The sequence below is a fragment of the Microcoleus sp. K4-B3 genome, from assembly GCF_036704615.1.
GTDB lineage: Bacteria > Cyanobacteriota > Cyanobacteriia > Cyanobacteriales > Microcoleaceae > Microcoleus.
Window position 1 is genome coordinate 16,057 of record NZ_JAUBSF010000072.1, and the last position, 21,379, is coordinate 37,435.

Consider the following 21,379-nt stretch of genomic DNA (forward strand, 5'->3'; position numbering starts at 1 on the left):
CTAACCATGCGAATCCTCCAAATTATTCCCTCAATTTCCCTCGTCTACGGCGGGCCGAGTCAAATGGTACTCGGACTTTCTGCTGCCCTCGCTTGCAAAGGCATCGATGTCACAATTATCACCACAGATTCTAACGGAGATATCGGTCAAAGTCCCTTAGATGTGACTCTAAATCAACCAATACAACAAAACGGCTATCAAATTATTTACTTCCGCTGTTCTCCGTTTCGTAGATATAAGTTTTCTCTCTCGTTATTGCAGTGGTTGAATGCAAATGCACAACAATTTGACCTCGCCCACATTCACGCTTTATTCTCACCGGTAACTACCTTTGCTGCCACAATTGCTAGATATCGCCACTTACCGTATATTATCCGTCCCTGCGGTATGCTTGACCCCGCAGACTTGCAGAAAAAAAAGCGCTTAAAACAGATTTATGCAGCAGTTTTAGAACGCCCTAATTTAGCAGATGCAGCAGCAATTCATTTCACCAGCAAGCAAGAAGCTAAAATATCAGAAAGATTTGGTTTGGATAGCACAAGCAAGATGCCCGTGCCACAAGATTTGGTAATTCCATTGGGGGTGAGGGCAGATTTTTATTCTGATATATTGCCGGATTCTGAAATACCAATAATATTATTTATGTCGCGGATTGAACCCAAAAAAGGGTTAGATTTGCTAATTCCCGCACTGGAAAGTCTTTTAGCAGAAGGCATAAGTTTTCATTTTATTTTAGCAGGTTCCAATCCGCAAGATGCAGGTTATGAAACAAAAATTCAAGAAAAAATACAAAATTCAAGTTTAGGACAATCTACAACAATCACTGGCTTTGTTAGTGGCGATCCAAAAGTTGCACTATTGAGAAAAGCCGACTTATTTGTATTGCCTTCCTACTACGAAAACTTTGGCATTGCTGTAGCAGAAGCGATGGCCGCTGGTGTACCTGTCGTAATTTCCGATCGCATACATATTGCGGAAGATATACAGCAAGCAGAAGCTGGTTGGGTGGGGCTTTTGGAAGTAGGGGCGATCGCCAATTCAATCAAATCAGCACTTCTGAATCCACAGGAGCGCCAGCGGCGGGGATTGAACGGCAAAAAGTATGCCGAAAAGTATTATAACTGGGATGCGATCGCCCAACAAACCATCGATGCTTACCAGCAGATTGTGTCATCTACTAACTAATGCCACAGCGGTTTACCTTCTGCTTCTTCTCCTGCTGCGAGTTCTGGTGCTGCTGCTATCATAATTTTCCGGCGCTATTTTTTCGGGGCTGCTATTGCTTTTAACATCAGTAGAACCCGAACTTGAGGTAGCGATCGCCGATTTTCTTCTAATTATAATCGGAACATTAACAGATCGACCGCAGGGTCTGCCGAAGGAGTCTATGTTCCTTCGATAATCGCAGATTGCAGCCTGTACACTCGGTTCTTGACAATCATTAATAAAGCTTTGTGCTAATTGGTAATTATTTCCGTCTCCTTGCTTTGAGAAAAGTTCTCCCGCTTGTTGAAAATCTGCTACTGCTTGCGATTTTGTTCCCAGCATACAGCGAATAGCACCTCGTTCCAAATAAGCCAAACCATAATTAGGGTTAACGCGAATAGCTTGTTCGTAATCGCCGATCGCCTTTTGCTTGTTTCCCAATTCATAGTATGCTTGACCGCGACCGAAATAAGCTTCTGCCAAGTTAGGATTAAATTGCAGCGCTCGATCGTAATTGTAAATTGCCTGCTGCTTGTTTCCCTGTTTTGAAGTAGCAATCCCCAATCCGAGGTAAGCTTGAGGTATGTTCGGATTCAGCGCTAAAGCCTGAGTAAAATTGGCGATCGCCCCCGCAACATCTCCCTTTTGAACTTTCAAAGAACCTTGGTTGCTGAAATTTGCAGCTTTTTGAGCGATCGCAACTCTTTGACTGATAACAGCGCGATTGGCTCGGTAATTAGATAACTTATTTTGAGCTAGATTATAAACAGGTGTACGTGAATCGATCGCTTCTAAAAGTGCGATCGCCTGTTGCCATTTACTTTGCGACTGATGCCAAACTTCGATCGGATGAGGCGGTTTTTGCACCACAATCACAGCAGCTTCCATTGCCAATTGTTGAGCTTTTTCTAGACTTTCTGCCGCCTGTAAGTTTTGCGCTACTGGAACCAAACTCGGGCGCAGTTGCAGCAAATCTGCTCTAGCTTGTTGATACCCAAAGCCGGGGAAGTTAGGAATTTTCTCTAAATTGGCGATCGTTTCTTTAAGTCGTCGATCGAAACTTCTGAGCAGATTTACATCGGTGACTTTCCCTGCATTCTGCGTTTCAACTGCCAGTATTTTCGCTTGCTTCAGCGTTTCATTTCCCGATCGCATAACGGCGCTCATCCCTGCACCTGTCCCCAACACCAAAACCCCTAAACCTGCCGCTATAGCTAGCGGTATTTTGCGACTTCGGGAATTAACTTGATTGTTAATTTGCGATGGTTGTACCCTTCGAGTCTGAGGAGATTGTTCCGCTTCCGGTTCTGAATCCACCTCCAACTCCCAAGCCGGCAACTGCAAATCATCTGCTGCTGTTCCCGCTGTCAACTCCCTACTAATGGGAGCAATATTATTGCTATTTCCGCTGGAATACTTGTCAACCAAACTCTGCAATCCTGCCTGATATCCTTGTCCTACCGCCTGAAATCTCCACTCTCCATTCTTTTTATACAAACGACCAAATTCTACAGCAGTCTCTCGCGAAAAATTCTCTTTTAATTCATACCGAACAAGTTGGCTTCCCGTATCCAAATTGGTAATTTTGATAAAAGCATTTTTGATATTGCTAAAATTTGCATGAATTTTCTGTGCTTCGTGAATAGTGGCTGCAAAAGTCACTTCCTCAATTTCAGGATTAATTTTTTCTAAAATAACGCCGTAAATAGTCTTATTCTCTTGACCTCGGTTGTTTTTCTCAGGAATCGATTGCAGTACCGAACCGTCACAGGATTGCAGATTATTGTAAAAGATCAAATATTTATCGTTAGGTAGTTTGCCGTCAGCACCTAGCATAAACGCAGAGACATCTATCTCGTAGCTTTGTCCTGCCTCTGTCGCCTGCCAACCCAGGGCGATCGCCATTTTTTTTAAACCGGACGCTTCTTGAGAGATATTAAATCTCTCACCCTTACTTAATTGCATTGCCATATACTTATTTGTTAAACCTAAAATTTTATACTCCTAATCTTAATGTTAAGTGGCACAATAAGTTATTTAATTAATGAAATTTAACAGAGTTTCTCTAATCGCGGGCTTGATTAAAAATATCTGCTGCCTGTATCTGAATTTATTGAGATTTACTTAGAGAGAATTACCTAAGTAAAAACCGGGATTTCTGCCCCAAGCGGTTTCTACAATTGAACTTAATTTGACATTAGTTTGGAGCATTTTCAAAACTAGGTAGCAAGGTAACAAAGTTACCAAAAGCTCCAGACGAGACTGTTCCGCTTCCGGTTCTGGCTTCACCTCCAACTTCCCAGCCGGGAACTGCAAATCATCGGCTGTTCCCGCTGCCAACTCGTGAGTGATTGGAGCAATATTATTACTGTTTTAGCTGCAATACTTGTCAACAAAACTTTGCAATCCAGCCTGATATCCTGCTCCTACCGCCTGAAATCTCCACTCTCCATTCTTTCTATACAAACGACCAAATTCTACAGCAGTCTCTCGCGAAAAATTCTCTTTTAATTCATACCGAACCAGTTCGCTTTTCGTATCCAAATTGCTAATTTTGATAAAAGCATTTTTGATATTGCTAAAATTTGCATTAATTTTCTCTGCATCGTGAATAGTGACAACAAAAGTTATTTCCTCAATTTCAGGATTAACTCTTTCTAAGATAACGCCGTAAATAGTCTTATTCTCTTGACCTTGGTTGTTTGTTTCAGGAATCGATTGTAGTACCGAACTGTCAAAGGATTGCAGATTATTGTAAAAGATAAAATATTTATCGTTAGGTATTTTGCCGTCAGCACCTAGCATAAACGCAGAGACATCAATATCGTAGCTTTGTCCTGCCTCTGTCACCTGCCAACCGAGGGCGATCGCCATTTTTTTTAAATCCGGCGCTTCTTGAGAGATATTAAATCTTTCACCCTTACTTAATTGCATTGCCATCTGCTTATTTGTTAAATATCAAACTTTAGTGTTCATGTTAATATTAAGTGGCACGATAACTTTTTATTTTTAACAATACTTAATGTTCTGGTTTTAATACCGGGCTTGATTAAAAATATGTCCTGCCTGTATCCGAATTTCTTTAGATTTTATTAGAGAGAATTACGTAAGCAAAAACCGGGCTTTCTACAAAACCCGGTTTCTACAATTGAACTTAATTGGACTCTAATTTTGAGGATTTTCAGAACTAGGTGGCAGGGTAACAAAATTACCAAAAGCTCCAACTGTTTGATAGCTTTTTTTGCCTAATTCAGTTGTGTAAATACTGACCAAACCTAAATTTTGACGCTGCGTTGTATTGTCGAGCAAACTTTCGATCGTGTCCCGCTGCGAAGTCAGCAAATTCTTGCAACTGCCGAGCAAAGTATCTGCAACGCCGCTCAAAGCTTTAGGCACGCGAGAATCTTTGCACACAGTGCTTTCCAACTCGGTTTGGAGTACGCCGGAAGCATAATTTAGGTATTTGTCTCTCCCAGGATTTGTAAATGCCATGCCGGCAGCCAAAAGAGTCAGGGCGATCGCAACTTTTCCCACGTTGCCGAAAAAATTAGAAGTTGACTTGTTAGTATTCATTGGTTTATCAATAATCATTTTTTTTAGTCCCGTTGAGTTATAAGCTTCTCTTGATTTAAACTACACTTCGTCGGAAACAGATTTCAGAAAGGAGAGGACAGTTTTTAGATTGGAGGCGAGTTGCGAGTAAGTCTCTGTCTTCCCCACCTTCGTTTTACCTTCCTTTTTGCCACAAATCCGCTAAATCTCGAAAATAATCTCGATTTTGAGGCGGGCAGGATGCCACCCCACAAGAAAGAGTAACTGGTGCCCTAGGCAGAGATAGCCTGGGAACGAGGAATTTAAAGCCTTTCACTGCGATTTGCGCCGATCGATCTCCCGCTGCAACTCTTCAATCTGACGGCGCAAAGCCTCCGTCTCGCTGTTGGGCGTTTGGGACTTCACATCAACCGCACCTTCAGCTACCGCCCGCTTGTAGTTCCCCAGCTTAATTTGGCGGTATTCCTCGGAACTTGCCCAATCTCGCAAATACCGCAGGCGTTCCACGGGGAAAGGGTGACTCAGCATCACGCCTTGCCCGCCGTTGTAAAGTAAAAACTTATACACTTGGTTGAGATTGTCTCGATCGAGCTCTTGATAGTTGTCAGACTGGCGGATAAATTCTTGCAAACTGCATTGGTCAGCATATTTACTGCTAACTCCCGCAAGTTTCATCATCGTCTTCATCACACTGTTCAAGTCATCCGTTACCAACAAAGCCGCCCGGTCTGCCGATAATTCAGCCTTGCGACGCCACTCATAAAAAGCGTAAATTAAACCGCTGCCGACCATATTTCCCAGCCCGAAAGTCATCTCGCCAATTGTCGAGGCAACGCTCATTGCCCACATCGCCATTTGATTTAAAGTTGGATGACCGCATTTAATGTGTCCCAACTCGTGAGCCAAGACTACCTGCAGTTCCGCCTCGTCCAACAAGTCTAAAAGACCAGTGTTTAATACTACATAAGGCTGGTTTTTACCCAGGGCATAGCTGTTAACTGAGGGATTCTGAGAAACAAACAAACCCGGTTCGGGAAAAACATCTAAAGCCTGCACGCACTCCCGAAATATATGATAAATGCTGGCATATTGGCGTGGCCCGACTTGAATGCTATTTCCCATTAAGTAAACGAATTGCGGTCGTTCGTAGACAAATTCTACAAATTTGCTGGCAATTAAGTCAAATCCAGGTACGCTGCGTAACGCTTCCTCAGCTTGGCGATCGAGGGGATGCTGAAATGCTTCGCTAGAAATTCCCGTATAAGTAGGCATAGTTGTTGCAAAAGTTACAGTTAAGATATCAGTATTGCCGATCGCTGCTGGTGCTAGCTGGCACCTGACCAAAAATTTGGGTTTCAAGCCTCGCCCATAAGCGGGCGACTTTTTTATGTTAGACTATTGCCGTAGGGTTTTTCCACGTCAAATGATAGTTCTGGAATTTAAAGTTAAAGGAAAAACAACCCAATACACTGCTATAGATGAGGCGATTAGAACCGCTCAGTTTGTCCGCAACAAGTGCATCCGTTACTGGATGGACAATCACGCCGTGGGACAGAAAGAGCTTTATCGCTACAACACAGCATTGCGGGATGAATTTCCGTTTGTCAAGACTTTAAATTCCCATGCTTGTCAAGCTTCGGTTGAACGTGCTTATACTTCAATCGCTCGGTTCTACGACAATTGCAAGCGCCAGGTTTCCGGTCAGAAAGGCTATCCAAAATTTAAGAAAAACTGTCGCTCAGTTGAGTATAAGACTTCAGGGTGGTCACTTTCCCAGACGCGCAAGCAAATCACTTTTACCGACAAAAAAGGTATCGGCAGACTCAAGCTGAAAGGGACGTGGGACTTAAACTTCTACCAAGTCGAGCAAATTAAGCGGGTACGTTTGGTTAAACGTGCTGACGGTTACTATGTCCAATTTGTAATCAGGATTGAATGCCAATTTGAAACAACTTCGAGTGGGCGAACAATCGGTTTAGATGTTGGACTCAAAGAGTTTTATACCGACAGCAACGGACATAGTGAACCGAACCCCAGATTCTATAAGAAAGGTGAGAAGCGACTGAAGTCTCGACAACGCCGCGTTTCTCGCAAAAAGAAAGGCTCTACCAACCGAAAGAAAGCCATTAATCGACTAGGGCGAGTACACCTCAAAATAAGTAGGCAGCGTCAAGAACACGCTAAGAGAATAGCGCGTTGCGTAATCCAATCTAACGATTTGGTCGCCTATGAAGACTTGAGGGTTAAAAACCTAGTGAAGAATCATTGTCTCGCTAAGTCAATTAATGATGCTGGTTGGTATCAATTCAGGAAATGGTTGGAATATTTTGGAATTAAGCTTGGGAAAATAACGATTGCCGTTAATCCAGCTTATACCTCTCAAAAATGTTCTAACTGTGGCACTGTTGTGAAAAAATCTCTATCTACTAGAACACATAGTTGCAAGTGTGGACTTGAATTAGATAGAGATTGGAACGCCGCTAGAAATATCCTGAATTTAGCCTTGGGTACTACAGGTCATGTAGGAACCTGGATTTTAAATCCGAACGCTTCGGGAGATTCGACCTCTACTCAGGCTGGAGCAATCTTGTCTGGGCAAGTTGGGTCTGTGAACGAAGAATCCTCACGCCTTTAGGCCCAGGAGTGTCAATTATCAATATTATCGCGACAAATATTCAACTGTTGTGGAACAGGCCGGAAAGCCTGTTCAAATTAGCGTTAAAATTGTGATTCTGGTACAGGCGCGATCGACAAACATCTTTCACAGTGCCTGTGTATCGCCTCACCCAAAAATTGGAACGTGCAAAAATGGCTATCCTGCGACTCGAAAACGGTACAACCTACACTCAACAAAGCGATATTACCCGAGAACTCGCTTCCTTAAACATTCAACTCAACCGCTGGCCCGTGGGTGACAGCGCTGAAATTCAAAATTTGTTAGCTAAAGATGCTCTTGACGACAATCAAAAAGAGCAAGTGTTGCAAGCCCTCGACGGCTACTTTCAACAGTTGTCGGAAAGTGCAGGCTATCAGGATCGCGACTTAATTGTACTGCACCCAGACATTCCAAACCTCGACACCATGCTGTCCAAATTCAACAAGTGCCACATCCACGCCGATGATGAAGTCCGCTATATCGTAGCAGGCGAGGGCATTTTCGGCTTCGTGCGGCCCGACGGCAGCCAAGTCGAACTCACAGTGCAGCCGGAAGAATTTATCAACGTGCCGGCGAATACAGAACACTGGTTTTATTTGACAGCAGCCCGGAAAATTAAAGCTGTGCGCTATTTTACCACCAAAGAAGGCTGGACGCCTGAGTATACCGATACGGAAATTCGATCGTGCTTAGCTATAGTATAAATATGCCAGCTAAAGATAAGTTTCATGAACTCGTCAAGACTGCCCTCCAAAATCAGGATTGGACAATTACTCATGATCCTTATCATATCGATCTGGGATTTGTTGATTTTTATATCGATCTGGGTGCCGAACAGTTATTAGCAGCTACAAAGGATAATGAAAAAATTGCGGTTGAAATCAAAACGTTTTTAGCACCATCGACGATTTCAGAATTTCATACCGCAGTGGGACAATTTATTAACTATCGGATTGCATTAGAATATGACGATCCAGAGAGAACTCTCTACTTGGCAGTTCCCTTAGATATTTACACTAGATTTTTCAACTACTCATTTATTCAAAGGGTGATTGAACGCAATCAAATTCCGCTTTTAGTTTACGATACCGAAAAAGAGGAGATTTCTCAATGGATAAAGTAAGTTTGTATCGTCAATATATTCAGGAGTTGCTAACTGAACGATCCCAGCGACGATCGCCTAACGATCCAGTTTCCAGCGAGACGATTTTCGATCTGGTAAAGGATCGCTATCAACTTGTAAATGTGGGTTGGAAAAACGGTAGCACTCGGATTTATGGCTGTGTGATTCATGTAGATATTAAAGATGGGAAAATTTGGGTGCAGCATGACGGGACTGAAGAGGCGATCGCCGATCAGTTAGTAGCACGAGGTGTCCCATCCCAGGAAATTGTGCTAGCCTATCATGCACCTCATGTCCGACAATACACCGAATTTGCAGTTGGTTAATCAGAGATGTGCATCATCTCAGCAACAGGCAAGATGCCTGTTCCACAAAGATTAAATTTCTTGTGGAACAGGCATCTTGCCTGTTCATAAAAGGCTAATTGATATTGGTGCAATATCTCAGTTATATCGTTTCCGGTTGCATCGGTATTGTTTAAACCGCTAACAGCCAACAGTCAACAGTCAACATCATTCCGGTGCAACCGGAATTGATATTAATCCCAGCTCAAACTTTGTGATTTACCGATCGCAATATGCTCAAAGCAACCGCCTCCGCCACCTTAATCCCATCAATCCCCGCCGACAGAATACCACCCGCATATCCTGCACCTTCCCCAGCAGGATAAAGACCTTCTGTATTCAAACTCTGATAATCTTCCTTGCGTTTAATCCGAATTGGTGAAGAAGTGCGCGTTTCCACCCCAGTCAAAACCGCATCATCCATCGCAAATCCTTTAATCTGTTTGTCAAAAGCCGGAAGTGCTTCGCGGATAGCTGCGATCGCATAATCTGGCAAACTTTCGCTCAAATCAGTCATCACAACTCCCGGCGTATAAGACGGCTGCACACTGCCTAGCGCCGTGGAAGGGCGATTTGCCAAAAAATCACCCACAAGCTGCCCAGGGGCATTGTAAGTGCCACCTCCTAACTCAAATGCCCGTTCTTCTAGGCGACGTTGAAACTCAATTCCTGCTAAGGGATGACCGGGATAATCCTCCGGCGTGATACCCACCACAATCCCGCTGTTAGCGTTGCGTTCATTGCGAGAATATTGACTCATCCCATTAGTGACAAGTCGCCCCGGTTCTGACGCAGCCGCCACTACCAAACCACCGGGACACATACAGAAACTATATACAGAACGACCGTTTTGGCAATGGTGAACCAGTTTGTAATCGGCGGCACCCAAAAGCTTATGGCCTGCCCGATCGCCAAAACGACAGCGATCGATGATACTTTGGGGATGTTCCACCCGAAAACCAATGGAAAAAGGTTTAGGCTCGATGTAAACCCCGCGCGAAAACAACATTTCAAAAGTATCGCGGGCGCTGTGTCCCACCGCCAGAACTATATAATTACTAGCAATATATTCTCCGCTGGCGAGGGTAACTCCCTGCACTTTTCCATTTTCGATGTGGATATCTTCCACACGAGTTTGAAACCGAATTTCTCCGCCTAATGATTCAATTTGGGCGCGAATACTTTGGACAATTCCCACCAGTTTAAACGTGCCAATATGCGGTTTATTAATATATAGAATTTCCGGTGAAGCTCCCGCATTCACAAGTTCCGTCAGCACCTTGCGTCCATAATGCTGAGGATCTTTAACTTGGCTGTAGAGTTTGCCATCGGAAAAAGTACCCGCACCACCTTCGCCAAACTGGGCGTTAGATTCTGGGTTAAATTCTGCTTTTTTCTTCCAAAATCCAAAGGTATCAACCGTGCGATCGCGCACTGCTTTTCCGCGTTCTAAAAGGATAGGGCGAAACCCCATTTGTGCCAGCATCAGACCCGCAAACATACCGCACGGCCCTGTACCAATCACAATGGGGCGAATCGTCAAATTGGTGGGGGCTTGGGCTACAAAGCGATAGCTCGTGTCTGGTGTTACCATCACATGAGGATCTTTTTTGAAGCGTTCCAAAATTTGCTTTTTTTGTGTCGTCTCTACATCCACAATATAGACAAGGAGGATTTCTGCTTTTTTACGAGCATCGTAGCTGCGCTTGAAGATGGAATAGCCGAGCAATTCTTCGGGGGGAATTTGCAGCTTTTTGAGAATGGCGCTGGCGATCGCATCTTGAGGATGATCTAGGGGGAGTTTTATTTCGGTTATTCGTAACATATAGTGGAAGGAAAAAGGAAGAAGGAAGAAGGAAGAATAAAAATCCCGAACAAAAGTATTATAACTATTTCACTGGACATCCTATGGGCGATCGTCCTCGGTCGATCAATTTTTGATTTTTGAGTGGATAATTGAAGAAGCGTTATAATAAACAAAAAATTAAGTTTTGTAAAGACCCTTGACTGCAACATTCACACCCAAAAACAGCCGCACCTGGCACGCTCTCAACCCCCTGTGGCAAGGAGCCGAAGACGCAGTACAGAAGGGTTTGCCCCACACCAAGCTCGCACCGGCATGGCAAATACTGCTCCTGGGCGACGGTTCCCCCACCCGTCACCTGCAACTGCTGACAGGGGAACCCACAGAAGTTGATGTCATCGATATGTCTTTAGTGGGTGAAGACGCAGACGGCGCGCCCCAGCAAATTGTCGCGGTTCCGGGGCCGCGCCTGCGCCGCCAAGTGTGGCTGCGGACTGCTTCGGGACAGCGCCTGGCCTATGCGACTTCTTGGTGGGAAGCGAGCCATGTAGATGAATATTTACAAAATAAATCTTTGCCCATTTGGGCCAGTTTAGCGCGGCTCCGCACAGAATTGTATCGCGATGTGCAGGGCATTTATTGCGGTGATTCGGTGGCCTTGGAGTCAGCTTTTGAACAGTCGGGGCCTTTTTGGGGGCGACACTATTTGTTTTGGCATCACGGGAAGCCACTGACGCTGATTTATGAGGTGTTTTCGCCTTATTTAACTAAGTATCTGGGGCCGATGCAATTGGATGTTGATTGAGATGCTATCGGCTGATCGAGGGTTTTGGCATCTGACGCACTTTACTAATTCTGACACGCTTGCCTTAGTTCTTTTTGATAAACCGCGAAGACGCTAAGGACACAAAGAAGAAGAGGAAGATAGATCAGGAGGGTATAGGGCCGGATTTGGTATTAGATCCCCGACATCTTCAAGAAGTCGGGGATCTGGATTTTCTACCTATTCATAGTTGTTCGACGAAATTTCACTCGCAAACCGTCGCGGGGATGGGGAGTCGGTACTGTGATTAAATTCAAATCTTGATCGGGTAAAAGCTCCCATTCAAACTCCCGAACAATCTTTGCCGCAAACAACTTCATCTCTAACCGGGCAAATTCTTTGCCCAAACATTCTCGCAAACCTCCACCAAATGGCACGTAGCTGAAAGGTTTAGCCGATCGCTCCGAGCTAAATCGATCGGGGTCGAATCGATCGGGTTCAGGATAAAGTTGACTATCCTGATGCGTCTGATTGATTTGATAAAGCACGGTCCAACCCTTGGGAATTTCGTAGCCAGCGAACTCGCAAGCATTAATTACCTGCCGATAAGCACCTCCCACCGGCGGAACCAACCGCAGCACTTCTCGCATAACCTGTTCTAAATAAGTCATTTGTTTGAGCTGTTCCAGGGTTAGCGGTTCCGTAGCGGGGAACTGCTGCTGTTCGGCCCGCACTTTTGCCATCACATCGGGATTTTGACCTAGGAGAAGACAAAAAGAGGCGATCGCCGAAGTTAAAGTTTCGTGTCCCGCAAACAGCAGCAACAGCACTTGATCTTTTAACTCATCCAAACTCAAACTATTTCCCTCGTCATCGCGAGCCGAAATCAGCAAACTCAAAGCATCATTGCCACTAGGGGTTCCTTGCTGGCGATCGCGAATAATCTTTTCAAGTTCTGCCAACAGCAGCTTGCGGCACTTTTTCGCCTTGCCAAACTGAGTCCAAGGCACATCTAAAGGAATCGAAAATAAACCATTGCACCAAGTTTCAAAATAATGTCCTAGCGCCGTTTCGGAACCATTTTCAATCCCTACTAACAACTTACCCGCAACATCAAAAGTATAATTTCTCAGTTCTGGATACCAAGTCATGGTTTCCATTTTGGCCCATTTTTCTAAATAGCGCTGAGTGATATTTTCCATCGCGCCGATGTAGCCTACCAAAGCTCGCGGCTGAAACGCTTGGTACAGCAACTTGCGCCGATTTTGGTGGTTAGCACCCGTTTGCAACGCCAAGGAAAGCGGCCCTAAAAGCGCTCTCGTGCTGGGAGGCCAAGTCACAGCAAAATATTGGTTGTCATTGCTTAAAACAAACAAATTAGCCTCTTGGCCACACATAAACACGGTAGGCTGTCCAAAAATGCTGCTTTTGAAAATCGGCCCGTACTGCTGGTGGCGTTTTTTGGCAAATTGGGAATCTTGCAAAAAGTTGAGGGTATCGCCAATTAGGGGTAAACCTAAACTGCCGGGAGGTAATGCCATTTTTGATTTTTGATTTTTGATTTTTAATATCATATCAATTTTAGTTGTCTGGTGGGCAATACGCACCAGAAAATTTTCTGGTTAAATATTTTTATCTGTTTGTAGCCTGTAGGGTGCGTCAGTCTTAAGGTTAGTACAAAAACTTCTGGTTTTTCCAACTGACTCACCTTAGTATTTTTGCAGACAAACCAATTTAATTTTCTGTTCTTTTAATGGGAATCTCGATTATAAATTCAGTGCCTTTCCCCACCACCGAGAAACACTTGATTTCACCTTTATGTTTTTCGACAATAATTGAATGGGAAATCGCCAAACCCATCCCCGTCCCCGAACCGATCGGTTTTGTAGTATAGAACGGGTCAAATATCCGCTGCTTGACTCGATCGGTGATACCTGCACCGTTATCAGCAATTCTAATCACAGCGAGAGTACCTTCTACCTCTGTACGAATGCGGATAATTCCCGGATTTTCGAGCGGTTGTTGTAAAACGTCAATAGCGTTAGCGATAATATTCATAAACACCTGATTCAAGAGTCCGGCGTAGCACTCCACCAGTGGCAATTGTCCGTATTCTTTAACGAGTTGAATTGCGGGGCGCTCAGGCTGAACTTTCAGACGGTGTTCTAAAATCATCAATGTACTGTCGATGCCTTCGTGAATGTTAACCTTTTTCATGTCAGATTCATCGAGGCGAGAGAAATTGCGCAAACTCCGCACGATATCCCGGATGCGAGTAGCTCCCACCTGCATAGAAGACAGCATTTTCGGCAAGTCGTCTAGCACAAAATCCAGCTCTAACACCTCTATTGCCTGCTGAAGAGCTGGAGAAGGTTCCGGGTATTCATCTCGATACATTTGCACCAGTTTCATCAGGTTTGTGGTGTATTCTTTTGTGTAGGTAAGATTGCCGAAAATAAAGCTGACCGGGTTATTGATTTCGTGGGCAATTCCTGCTACCATCTGACCGAGACTCGACATTTTTTCTGCCTGCACGAGTTGAGTTTGAGCTTGCTGGAGTTCGCACAGAGTTATTTCGAGTTTTGCAGCTTGTTCTTGGGCTATCCGAGCTGAATCGACGCTTTTAGTGTAAAGTTCAGATTGACTGATGGCGATCGCCAATTGATCGCCAATTGCCTCCATTAACTCCACTTCCTCTTTTGTCCACTTACGCACCTCGCTGCAAGAAATGCAGCTAACAACACCAGTTAAACCCCCGGCACTTTTAATTGGCAAATCCAAGACAGACTTGCAACCAACCTCCAAAAAGAATTTTTGTTCTACGGGATCGCTGACAGTTGCAACATCATCTATTTGATAAACTTCCAAATTAGCAATTTTTTGTGGCAGTATACCCGTTATGTCAGCAGGAAAATAACCCAAAAGCGAGAACAAGTCATGATTTTTAGCTTCGTGGACGACATCCCAAGCAGGTGGCGAAGCGTCGGGCAAATACCAGATAAACACACAGCGATCGAGTTGCAGCAAGTCGCGAATTTGCTGCACAGTTGTTGCTAAAATAGTATCTAAATCTAGAGATTCGCGGATATTGCTAGCTAGCTGGTTCAGCAGCGCTTCCTGCTCCGCTAACTTGCGGAAGCGCGCTTCCGAAGCTTGCAATTTTCGTTGAGCTTCTTTTTGTTGTGTAACGTCTAAACCCAAACCGATTAAGCCGATCGCGCTGCCGTTTGCCTCTTTTACCTTAGCTTTAATCACCTCTAAATGGTGATTTTCACCGTCAGCAAATTGGATAATTTCATCAGCATAAAAAGGAGTATCTTGACTCCAGACTTGCACGTCAGACGCCATGCAGTTAGCAAATGCTTCCGCTCCCAAAATTTCTGAAGAGTGAGATGCTGCCAAAAATCTTTCTTCAGGAACGTTCACAGATTCGCAAAAAGTTTTGTTAACCAACAGCATCTTGCCTTTAGTGTCAGTGAGCCACACCCAAATGGGAGCGTTGTCAATAATTGCCCTCAAAGTTTGCTTTTGTGTGGCGAGAGCTTCTTCTGTTTGTTTGCGCTTAATTCCCAGGGCGATCGCATCGGCACTAGATCCCAAAGCAACCAGCGTTGATTCGTTCAACTCCTGGCGAGAAAACATCGCGATTACTCCCAGCAACTGATTGTCAACAATTAGCGGATATCCAGCAAAAGCCACCATTCCTTCTCGTTTCGTCCATTCTTTGTCGTGGACTCGGGGATCTTCTTGCACAGAATTAGTGATGTGAGGTTTTCGCTCCAAGGCGATTAAACCAATTTTGAACTCACCGACAGCAATGCGGCTGTGAGCGCCGTCAATGTGAGTATATATCCCCGCGCTTGCTTGCAGTTCCAATACATTTCCCTCTTCATTCAGCGTCCAAATCCGAGCAAACGCAGCATCCAAATGGCGCACAACTGCATCGCTGCAATATTGCAAAGTTGCAAGCAAAGTCTGGTTTTGAGTTAGAGCAATTCCCACATCTGCTGTGAATAAAGAAAGTTTCAATTGTTCTGCTAAAGCTTGTTCTGCTATTTTGCGCTCTGTAATGTCCGTTGCAGCACCGAGGCGCTGCTGAATTTTTCCCTCATCTGTTCTGCTAAATACAATATTCCGGCTGACTAACCAGTGCCAACAATTCTGTCGATCGCGCACCCGATATTCGTACTCAACAACCTCGCCGTCGGGAGCATTTTCTAATTGCTGCCAATATTCGGGAAATTTAGCTAAATCCTCAGGGTGGATAATGGTAGGTAACAGACTGCTGCCCATTTTTTGAACTTCTTCGGCGGTATAGCCGAGGGTGTCAGTGATTTCGCGGTTGCTGTAGACATTTCGCTGCTCGGTTTCGTCGTAAACATAGATAAGATTCGGACTGGTATTGGCAATTCGCTCCACAAAACGCTGGCTCTGTTGCAGCGCTGCTTCTGCTTGTTTGTGAGCGGTAATGTCGCGGCCGACACCATAGATCAATTCTTCCTCGTAGAAACGGGTAGCAGTCCAGGCTAGCCACTTGTAAGAGCCGTTTCGACAGCGCCAGCGGTTTTCAAACCCAACCGTATTATTCCCCGCAGCAATACTTTCAGCTTCTTTTAAAGTAACTTCGCGATCGTCTGGATGCACGAATTCAATGAAGAGTTGGCCAATCATTTCTCCTGGGGAATAGCCGAGTATTTTTTCTGCTGCTGGGTTGATGAGTATTACATAACCGTCAAAACTAAGGACGCACAGCAGATCTAGCGAGAGGCTAAAAAAGCGATCGCCCCCGTCGGGATTGCTGGATGGGCGATCGTCCGCTAGGGCAGAAGAGGCGTTTGAGCGCGCCGATACCGCCAAAAAGACAATATTTGCTATTCCCAAAAATCCCAGGGCGAGTTGGCTATAGTACAAATTATCACCGCTGCCAGCTACGAGCCACCCGTTTAACACCAGCAGTACAATTATCAAAATTGAGAATAAACTGCCAGGGGCGATCGTCGCTCGGCTGATTTTTTTTTCATACTCCTTGCTGCCTTCTGCCTTTTCTATTCTGGTGACTGCTGCCGTTAATTTTTTCAACAACAGTTGCAGTAAGTTCGATAATTTAGTGCTTTTCGATTCTTCGATACGAACAGAAGATTTCATTTTTTTACTCTTAATTCCGTTTTACTTGTGGTGATTCAAAATAACAATAAAAATGTTTAAATATTGTAAAATTTTCCTAGCTTGCAAAATCTAGCCTTTTAAAATTTGCGTAAATCTACGCAACCCGGTCAGAGAATTAAGTGTATTTACGGAACTAGCGAGCAATCTCTTTTTAGCTAGGGTGCGCATTTTCTACTTTTTCCCACTCATAGAGAGAGTTTATCTATAATACTACGCTACATATTGCTGTTAGTCATTGGACATTTGGCCTAATCTAGCTAATCCTGGACGCAGAGCCTAATTATGCAGGCTGCGCATGAAACTGCTTACGCGCTTTTAGTAGCGTGTTATACCGAACTTTTTGCGTCCAAGAATGACCGGATTTGATGTATGAAAATACTGCGTGAACCGCCCTGGGTGTGGGTTGAACAACCCGGAATATTAGTCAAGTTCAAGCAGGTTGAATTTGACCATAAATAAATTATGAATTTAAAATAAATATAAACTGCTGATTTCTGGAGATCGAATGAAAAAAATATTTGTAGCAGTTTTTCGTTGCACGAGATATTCGCGCGTAATGGCTAATTAGTAATTGGTAATTGGTAATTGGTAACGGGCAATTGGTAATTGATACCAGTTTAAAACACTAGATATCAAAAGTGTTTCGATTCATCTGTCGGCGATGGGGGCCAAGCAGCTTGGCGACCTAGTTGCTGTTGCCGAATTCGCTCCAAATTCCCCGCAGGAATAGCAGCTATAAGTTGCCGCGTGTAAGCTTGCTGCGGCTGCCTGTAAATGCGCTCAGCAGTGCCAATTTCCTCGATTTTACCTTTGTTCATGACGATCGCGCGATCGCTCATAAACTTGACCACGCTTAAATCGTGAGAAATAAAAATATAAGTCAGTCCAAACTCTGTTTGCAACTCCTTCAGCAAATTTAAAACTTGCGCCTGCACTGACACATCTAATGCCGAAACCGACTCATCGCAAATAATAAACTTAGGATTCAAAGCCAAAGCTCTAGCAATACAAATTCGCTGTCGCTGTCCGCCCGAAAACTCGTGAGGGTAGCGCCGCATAAAATCGGGATTTAAACCCACTCTCTCCAACAAATAAGCCGCGCGATCGCGCTGTTCTTTCTGGTTCTTACCAAAGCGGTGAATCACCATCGGTTCCATCACCGCATCCCCAATATTTAAGCGAGGATCGAGAGAACTAAAAGGGTCTTGAAAAATAATTTGCAGATCGCGCCGCAGCCACCGCAATTTGCGATCGTACTCTTTTTTAATCCGATAATTAGCCATCCACTGCGATGCCGAACTACTTTTCGCAGGAGGCGTAATTTCTTGACCTTCAAAAAACACTTTACCGCTGGCGATCGGAATTAATTGCAGCAAAGCCCTCGCCAAAGTTGATTTGCCGCAGCCAGACTCGCCCACCAAACCCAAAGTCTCGCCCGGGTAAACCTCAAAAGAAATATCGTTTACCGCCATAAACAAGCGTTTAGTTTCGCCAAACATCCCCTGCACCGGAAAACCCACTCGCAAGTTATTAACAGCCAGCAAAGGTTCGGAAATATTCGGCAGCCGAGGCGGTTTTCCAGTTGCAAAAGCGGGATTTCCCCCGCTGCTGTCGCCGTCTAAATCGGCATTTTTCTCGACAATTACCAATTCGCCGCTAGCATTTGTGGTGACATCCATAAAATCGGAAACTGTCGGCAAACGGCGCAGTTGCCGATCGAGAGTTGGGCGGCAAGCTAATAAACCTTTTGTGTAAGGATGTTGGGGATTGCTGAAAATTTGTTCGATCGCACCGCACTCAACAATCTTGCCTCGGTACATCACCGCCACCCTATCGCCAATTTCCGCAATGACACCCAAATCGTGGGTAATAAAAATCATTGCCATGCCTCTAGAGTCCCGCAACTCCCGCAGCAAAGCTAAGATTGTTGCCTGCACGGTTACGTCCAAAGCCGTGGTAGGTTCATCAGCAATTAATAAAGTTGGATTGCAAGAAATGGCCATTGCAATCATCACGCGCTGGATTTGACCCCCTGAGAGTTCGTGGGGATAGCGATCGAGCATAGCTTGTTTTTGCCCGTTGACGAGCTGCATCAAATCGCGATCGTCATCCATAACTGCTTGATTTCCAGCAGCAGCCCGGGAGTGCTCTTGCTGCAAAGCCAAACACCGCTGCCTGATCTCATCGTCGCCCGGTAGCAGTTTCACCTCTTGCAGCAAAGAAGCAGCTTTGCGCCGCGCTTCTGTCTGCGACACCTTTTGGTGCAAACAAATGGCTTCTGTGAGTTGAAATCCGATCGTATAAACAGGATTGAGCGAACTCATCGGCTCTTGAAAAATCGTCGCAATCTGGCTGCCCCGGTATGTTTGTTTTTCCCTGTCCGGCATTTCCAGGAGATTCACAGGCCCCTTGCTAGCGCCGTCTTTTGTCGGAGAAAACCAAATTTCGCCCTCGATTTTCGTTGACGAACTCGACAGCAAACCCATAACAGCCAGGGATGTTACCGATTTTCCAGACCCCGACTCTCCCACGATTCCCAGAGTTTGCCCTCGCTGGACCTCAAACGAAATGCCGTCAACAGCTTTGACTGTTGCAGACGCATCGCCTGCGTCCGCAGATTGAAATTCAACCCGCAGGTTGCGAACTTCTAGGACGGTTTCACTCATGGAAGTCTATGGCAAAAATTAAAGGGAGATTAAGTGGATTGTAGCAGGGCCTGGTAAATTACCCAGCACTGACCTGAGTACAGGTACAGTGTGGGCTTTCAATAGCCCTGAAATGATCTTGCACATTGCAAAACAATCTCGAACCTTCGGGCTTATTTACGAAAGCCGCTTCTAAATGTGTGGACAAAGCTACCCAAAACTAGATAATTTGTCCATACCTCACTCCACGGTGTAAGTGAAAGCATTCTTTCCTAGTGCTTACGCTTCCTCGGTTTCAAGGTTGGCTAGGAAACTCCAGTTAGAAACGGTAAAGTAATCGTGTCTGCGATTAACCTTGCCGGAACGCTTGATCTGTTTATTTAGTTGGTTCCACATCGACCATACGTGCTTTTCCGAGTTCACCTCGAAATAGGCGGTTATGGTCGATGGCAGTCTTTCATTTAGCCGCATTCCACGTCTGGCCATCGCCAGTGCAGCCACTTCATCACTGGCTAGTCCGTACATTTTCATGTACTTCACCAGCCCAATCATTGAACTGTAGGCAGGATTGACCGTGATTAGCTCAATACCACGGTTTGACAGGAGTGAGTTCAGTTGCCTGAAAAACTCACTGTATGCCCAAGAAGACAGCATTCTGGCATACTTTTTACCTTGTTCGCCTAAACGCTCTTTCTTGTCTGCAAAATCCAATTCTTCGCACACGACAGGGCAGGCAAAGCAAATTGCAAGATTAGCCGCATACAGACAAGCATCAACAATTTGCGCCTGTTGCTTGCCCGATGGCAGTCCCATTTCTAGCGGGATTTGACCATGAGCTTTGAGGTTCCCTTCGGTGTCCGCATAGCTCCAACCAATCGAACCAGGATTCATATCAATCCCGATGCACCCATAGGCACGATCCTTTGATTGGCGCTTCACCTCGGAAGGCGTAAACTGTACCGCAGCATTCCACTTCCCGTTTTTCTTGAACAGATGCCAAGTCTTAGCGCCTCTCGCGGGCAATCGGTTGATGTTGCGATCGAAGTTACCAATCTCTGAAGAAACGGACTTCCCAAATCGAGACTTTAGGCAAGCAGGAACGCGAAACTTAATAATTTTGCCGTCCCATTGTGCAATCTGATTCCCAAAGCTTTCATCCTTAGATCCGACAATAAAAACTTGTCCGTGAGGAACAGACACCCTGATAGACTTACGTTTCAAGAATTCAATCTTGTTTTTAATCAAGTGCAACTTACGCTTTTTTCCATGAATTTTAAACTTCAAATTCTGCCAGTTCGTATCTTTGTCTTTCAACGAACATGACAAAGGAAAATTGCACCATGTTTTTGATTTCTGCCAATTCTTTTTTGCGTAGAACCTTCGAGCAAGCTTCAGTTTGCGTTCTGCTTTCTCGATCCAAGCTTCGATTGATATTGCCTTCCCGAACAACGTTTTGATATGTAAAGTGCGATGTTCTTTTGAGCCATCTACCTTACCTTTTGCATGAGCAATCACACCATTTGCATGACGCTTGCTGATTTGGTAGGTCTTCTGCAAATGGGTGTTCCACGTCGATTTGTTGAATTCAGTGCCAGATAACAGATAGTTGACTGTTTCAATTGCGGCATCTCGAAAGATAGGTGCAAATGCTTCTAGGAACATCTCAAACTCACTGAATCCAAGTGCGTTTAGCTCATTCGCTGGTGTTGGAAGACCTTTGACGTAGGTTACCGAAGGCATTGATTCGACCTCTCAATGTGCTATAAATACTACTATAGCAATATATACGAGGTTTGTGTATGCCATTCCAGAAAAATCACAAATTAGGCGCCAAACCAATAGGTGATGAACCGATGGATAGAACTCCAATTTGCTTTAACGTCAGAACCGGAGTGCGAGAAAAACTAAAAACTATCCCAGACTGGAAGGAACGGCAAGCGAGAAGATGTCGATCGGTTGATAGATGGACAAACGGGAAGTGATGGGTAGCTTTGTCTAGAAATTAGCTAACAGTTTCTAACCCCAATAGCAGCAATATTCTTACCCACATTCCGCAGATATTCACGCAGATTTAATTTCAAAGAAATTCAGAATTGCCAAAACCTCAAATGATTGCTATG

17 protein-coding genes are annotated in these 21,379 nt (G+C 44.7%); 7 read left to right on the forward strand and 10 right to left on the reverse strand.

Features of this window, described 5'->3' with window-relative positions:
* Nucleotides 1-6 precede the first annotated feature (6 nt).
* The gene (gene hpsP / locus QUA78_RS24070) at nt 7-1,185 is read left to right on the forward strand and encodes a hormogonium polysaccharide biosynthesis glycosyltransferase HpsP (protein WP_333302316.1); all 1,179 of its coding nucleotides are present in this window, start codon (nt 7-9) and stop codon (nt 1,183-1,185) included.
* A gap of 12 nt (nt 1,186-1,197) precedes the next feature.
* Here the strand turns inward: hpsP and QUA78_RS24075 are convergent, their stop codons facing one another.
* The 5 genes from QUA78_RS24075 to QUA78_RS24095 form a co-directional block, all read right to left on the reverse strand.
* Entirely contained in the window at nt 1,198-3,177 is a 1,980-nt protein-coding gene (locus QUA78_RS24075) for a TerD family protein (protein ID WP_333302317.1), read from the reverse strand.
* A gap of 153 nt (nt 3,178-3,330) precedes the next feature.
* A complete protein-coding gene (locus tag QUA78_RS24080) occupies nt 3,331-3,546 on the reverse strand; it encodes a hypothetical protein (protein ID WP_333302318.1) in 216 nt (71 codons plus the stop codon).
* Nucleotides 3,547-3,579: 33 nt separating this feature from the next.
* Entirely contained in the window at nt 3,580-4,140 is a 561-nt protein-coding gene (locus tag QUA78_RS24085; RefSeq protein ID WP_333399058.1) for a TerD family protein, read from the reverse strand.
* Between the two features lie 231 nt (nt 4,141-4,371).
* Nucleotides 4,372-4,797: a DUF4359 domain-containing protein gene (locus QUA78_RS24090; RefSeq protein WP_333302320.1), complete on the reverse strand. Its 426-nt coding sequence runs from the start codon at nt 4,795-4,797 to the stop codon at nt 4,372-4,374.
* Between the two features lie 273 nt (nt 4,798-5,070).
* Entirely contained in the window at nt 5,071-6,030 is a 960-nt protein-coding gene (locus QUA78_RS24095; protein ID WP_333302330.1) for a M48 family metallopeptidase, read from the reverse strand.
* A gap of 151 nt (nt 6,031-6,181) precedes the next feature.
* Between QUA78_RS24095 and QUA78_RS24100 the strand changes: the two genes are divergently transcribed.
* The 4 genes from QUA78_RS24100 (at nt 6,182) to QUA78_RS24115 (ending at nt 8,863) form a co-directional block, all read left to right on the forward strand.
* Complete coding sequence (locus QUA78_RS24100) at nt 6,182-7,393, forward strand: transposase (RefSeq protein WP_333302321.1); 1,212 nt, start codon at nt 6,182-6,184, stop codon at nt 7,391-7,393.
* Between the two features lie 173 nt (nt 7,394-7,566).
* Complete coding sequence (locus tag QUA78_RS24105; protein WP_333302322.1) at nt 7,567-8,118, forward strand: acireductone dioxygenase; 552 nt, start codon at nt 7,567-7,569, stop codon at nt 8,116-8,118.
* Between the two features lie 2 nt (nt 8,119-8,120).
* Nucleotides 8,121-8,537 (forward strand): XisH family protein, encoded by a 417-nt coding sequence (locus tag QUA78_RS24110; protein WP_333302323.1) that lies wholly within the window; start codon nt 8,121-8,123, stop codon nt 8,535-8,537.
* The gene (locus tag QUA78_RS24115; RefSeq protein ID WP_333302324.1) at nt 8,525-8,863 is read left to right on the forward strand and encodes a XisI protein; all 339 of its coding nucleotides are present in this window, start codon (nt 8,525-8,527) and stop codon (nt 8,861-8,863) included. Before QUA78_RS24110 ends, QUA78_RS24115 begins: the two co-directional genes overlap by 13 nt.
* A 223-nt stretch (nt 8,864-9,086) precedes the next feature.
* On the opposite strand, the gene QUA78_RS24120 is transcribed toward QUA78_RS24115, so the two are convergent.
* Entirely contained in the window at nt 9,087-10,706 is a 1,620-nt protein-coding gene (locus QUA78_RS24120; protein ID WP_333302325.1) for an NAD(P)/FAD-dependent oxidoreductase, read from the reverse strand.
* 178 nt (nt 10,707-10,884) lie between these two features.
* Between QUA78_RS24120 and QUA78_RS24125 the strand changes: the two genes are divergently transcribed.
* Nucleotides 10,885-11,490, forward strand: coding sequence for a chorismate lyase (locus tag QUA78_RS24125; RefSeq protein ID WP_333056859.1), 606 nt, complete (start codon nt 10,885-10,887; stop codon nt 11,488-11,490).
* A gap of 194 nt (nt 11,491-11,684) precedes the next feature.
* Here QUA78_RS24125 and QUA78_RS24130 read toward each other — a convergent pair whose 3' ends face one another.
* The 4 genes from QUA78_RS24130 to QUA78_RS24145 form a co-directional block, all read right to left on the reverse strand.
* Nucleotides 11,685-12,989, reverse strand: a complete 1,305-nt coding sequence (locus QUA78_RS24130; protein ID WP_333302326.1) for a cytochrome P450 — start codon at nt 12,987-12,989, stop codon at nt 11,685-11,687.
* 193 nt (nt 12,990-13,182) lie between these two features.
* A complete protein-coding gene (locus QUA78_RS24135; protein WP_333302327.1) occupies nt 13,183-16,593 on the reverse strand; it encodes a PAS domain S-box protein in 3,411 nt (1,136 codons plus the stop codon).
* Between the two features lie 653 nt (nt 16,594-17,246).
* Nucleotides 17,247-19,280 (reverse strand): ABC transporter ATP-binding protein, encoded by a 2,034-nt coding sequence (locus tag QUA78_RS24140; RefSeq protein WP_333399059.1) that lies wholly within the window; start codon nt 19,278-19,280, stop codon nt 17,247-17,249.
* Between the two features lie 258 nt (nt 19,281-19,538).
* Nucleotides 19,539-20,999, reverse strand: coding sequence for a hypothetical protein (locus tag QUA78_RS24145; protein ID WP_333307130.1), 1,461 nt, complete (start codon nt 20,997-20,999; stop codon nt 19,539-19,541).
* A gap of 59 nt (nt 21,000-21,058) precedes the next feature.
* Here QUA78_RS24145 and QUA78_RS24150 point away from each other — a divergent pair, with 59 nt between their 5' ends.
* A complete protein-coding gene (locus QUA78_RS24150; RefSeq protein WP_333307132.1) occupies nt 21,059-21,241 on the forward strand; it encodes a hypothetical protein in 183 nt (60 codons plus the stop codon).
* Nucleotides 21,242-21,379 lie beyond the last annotated feature (138 nt).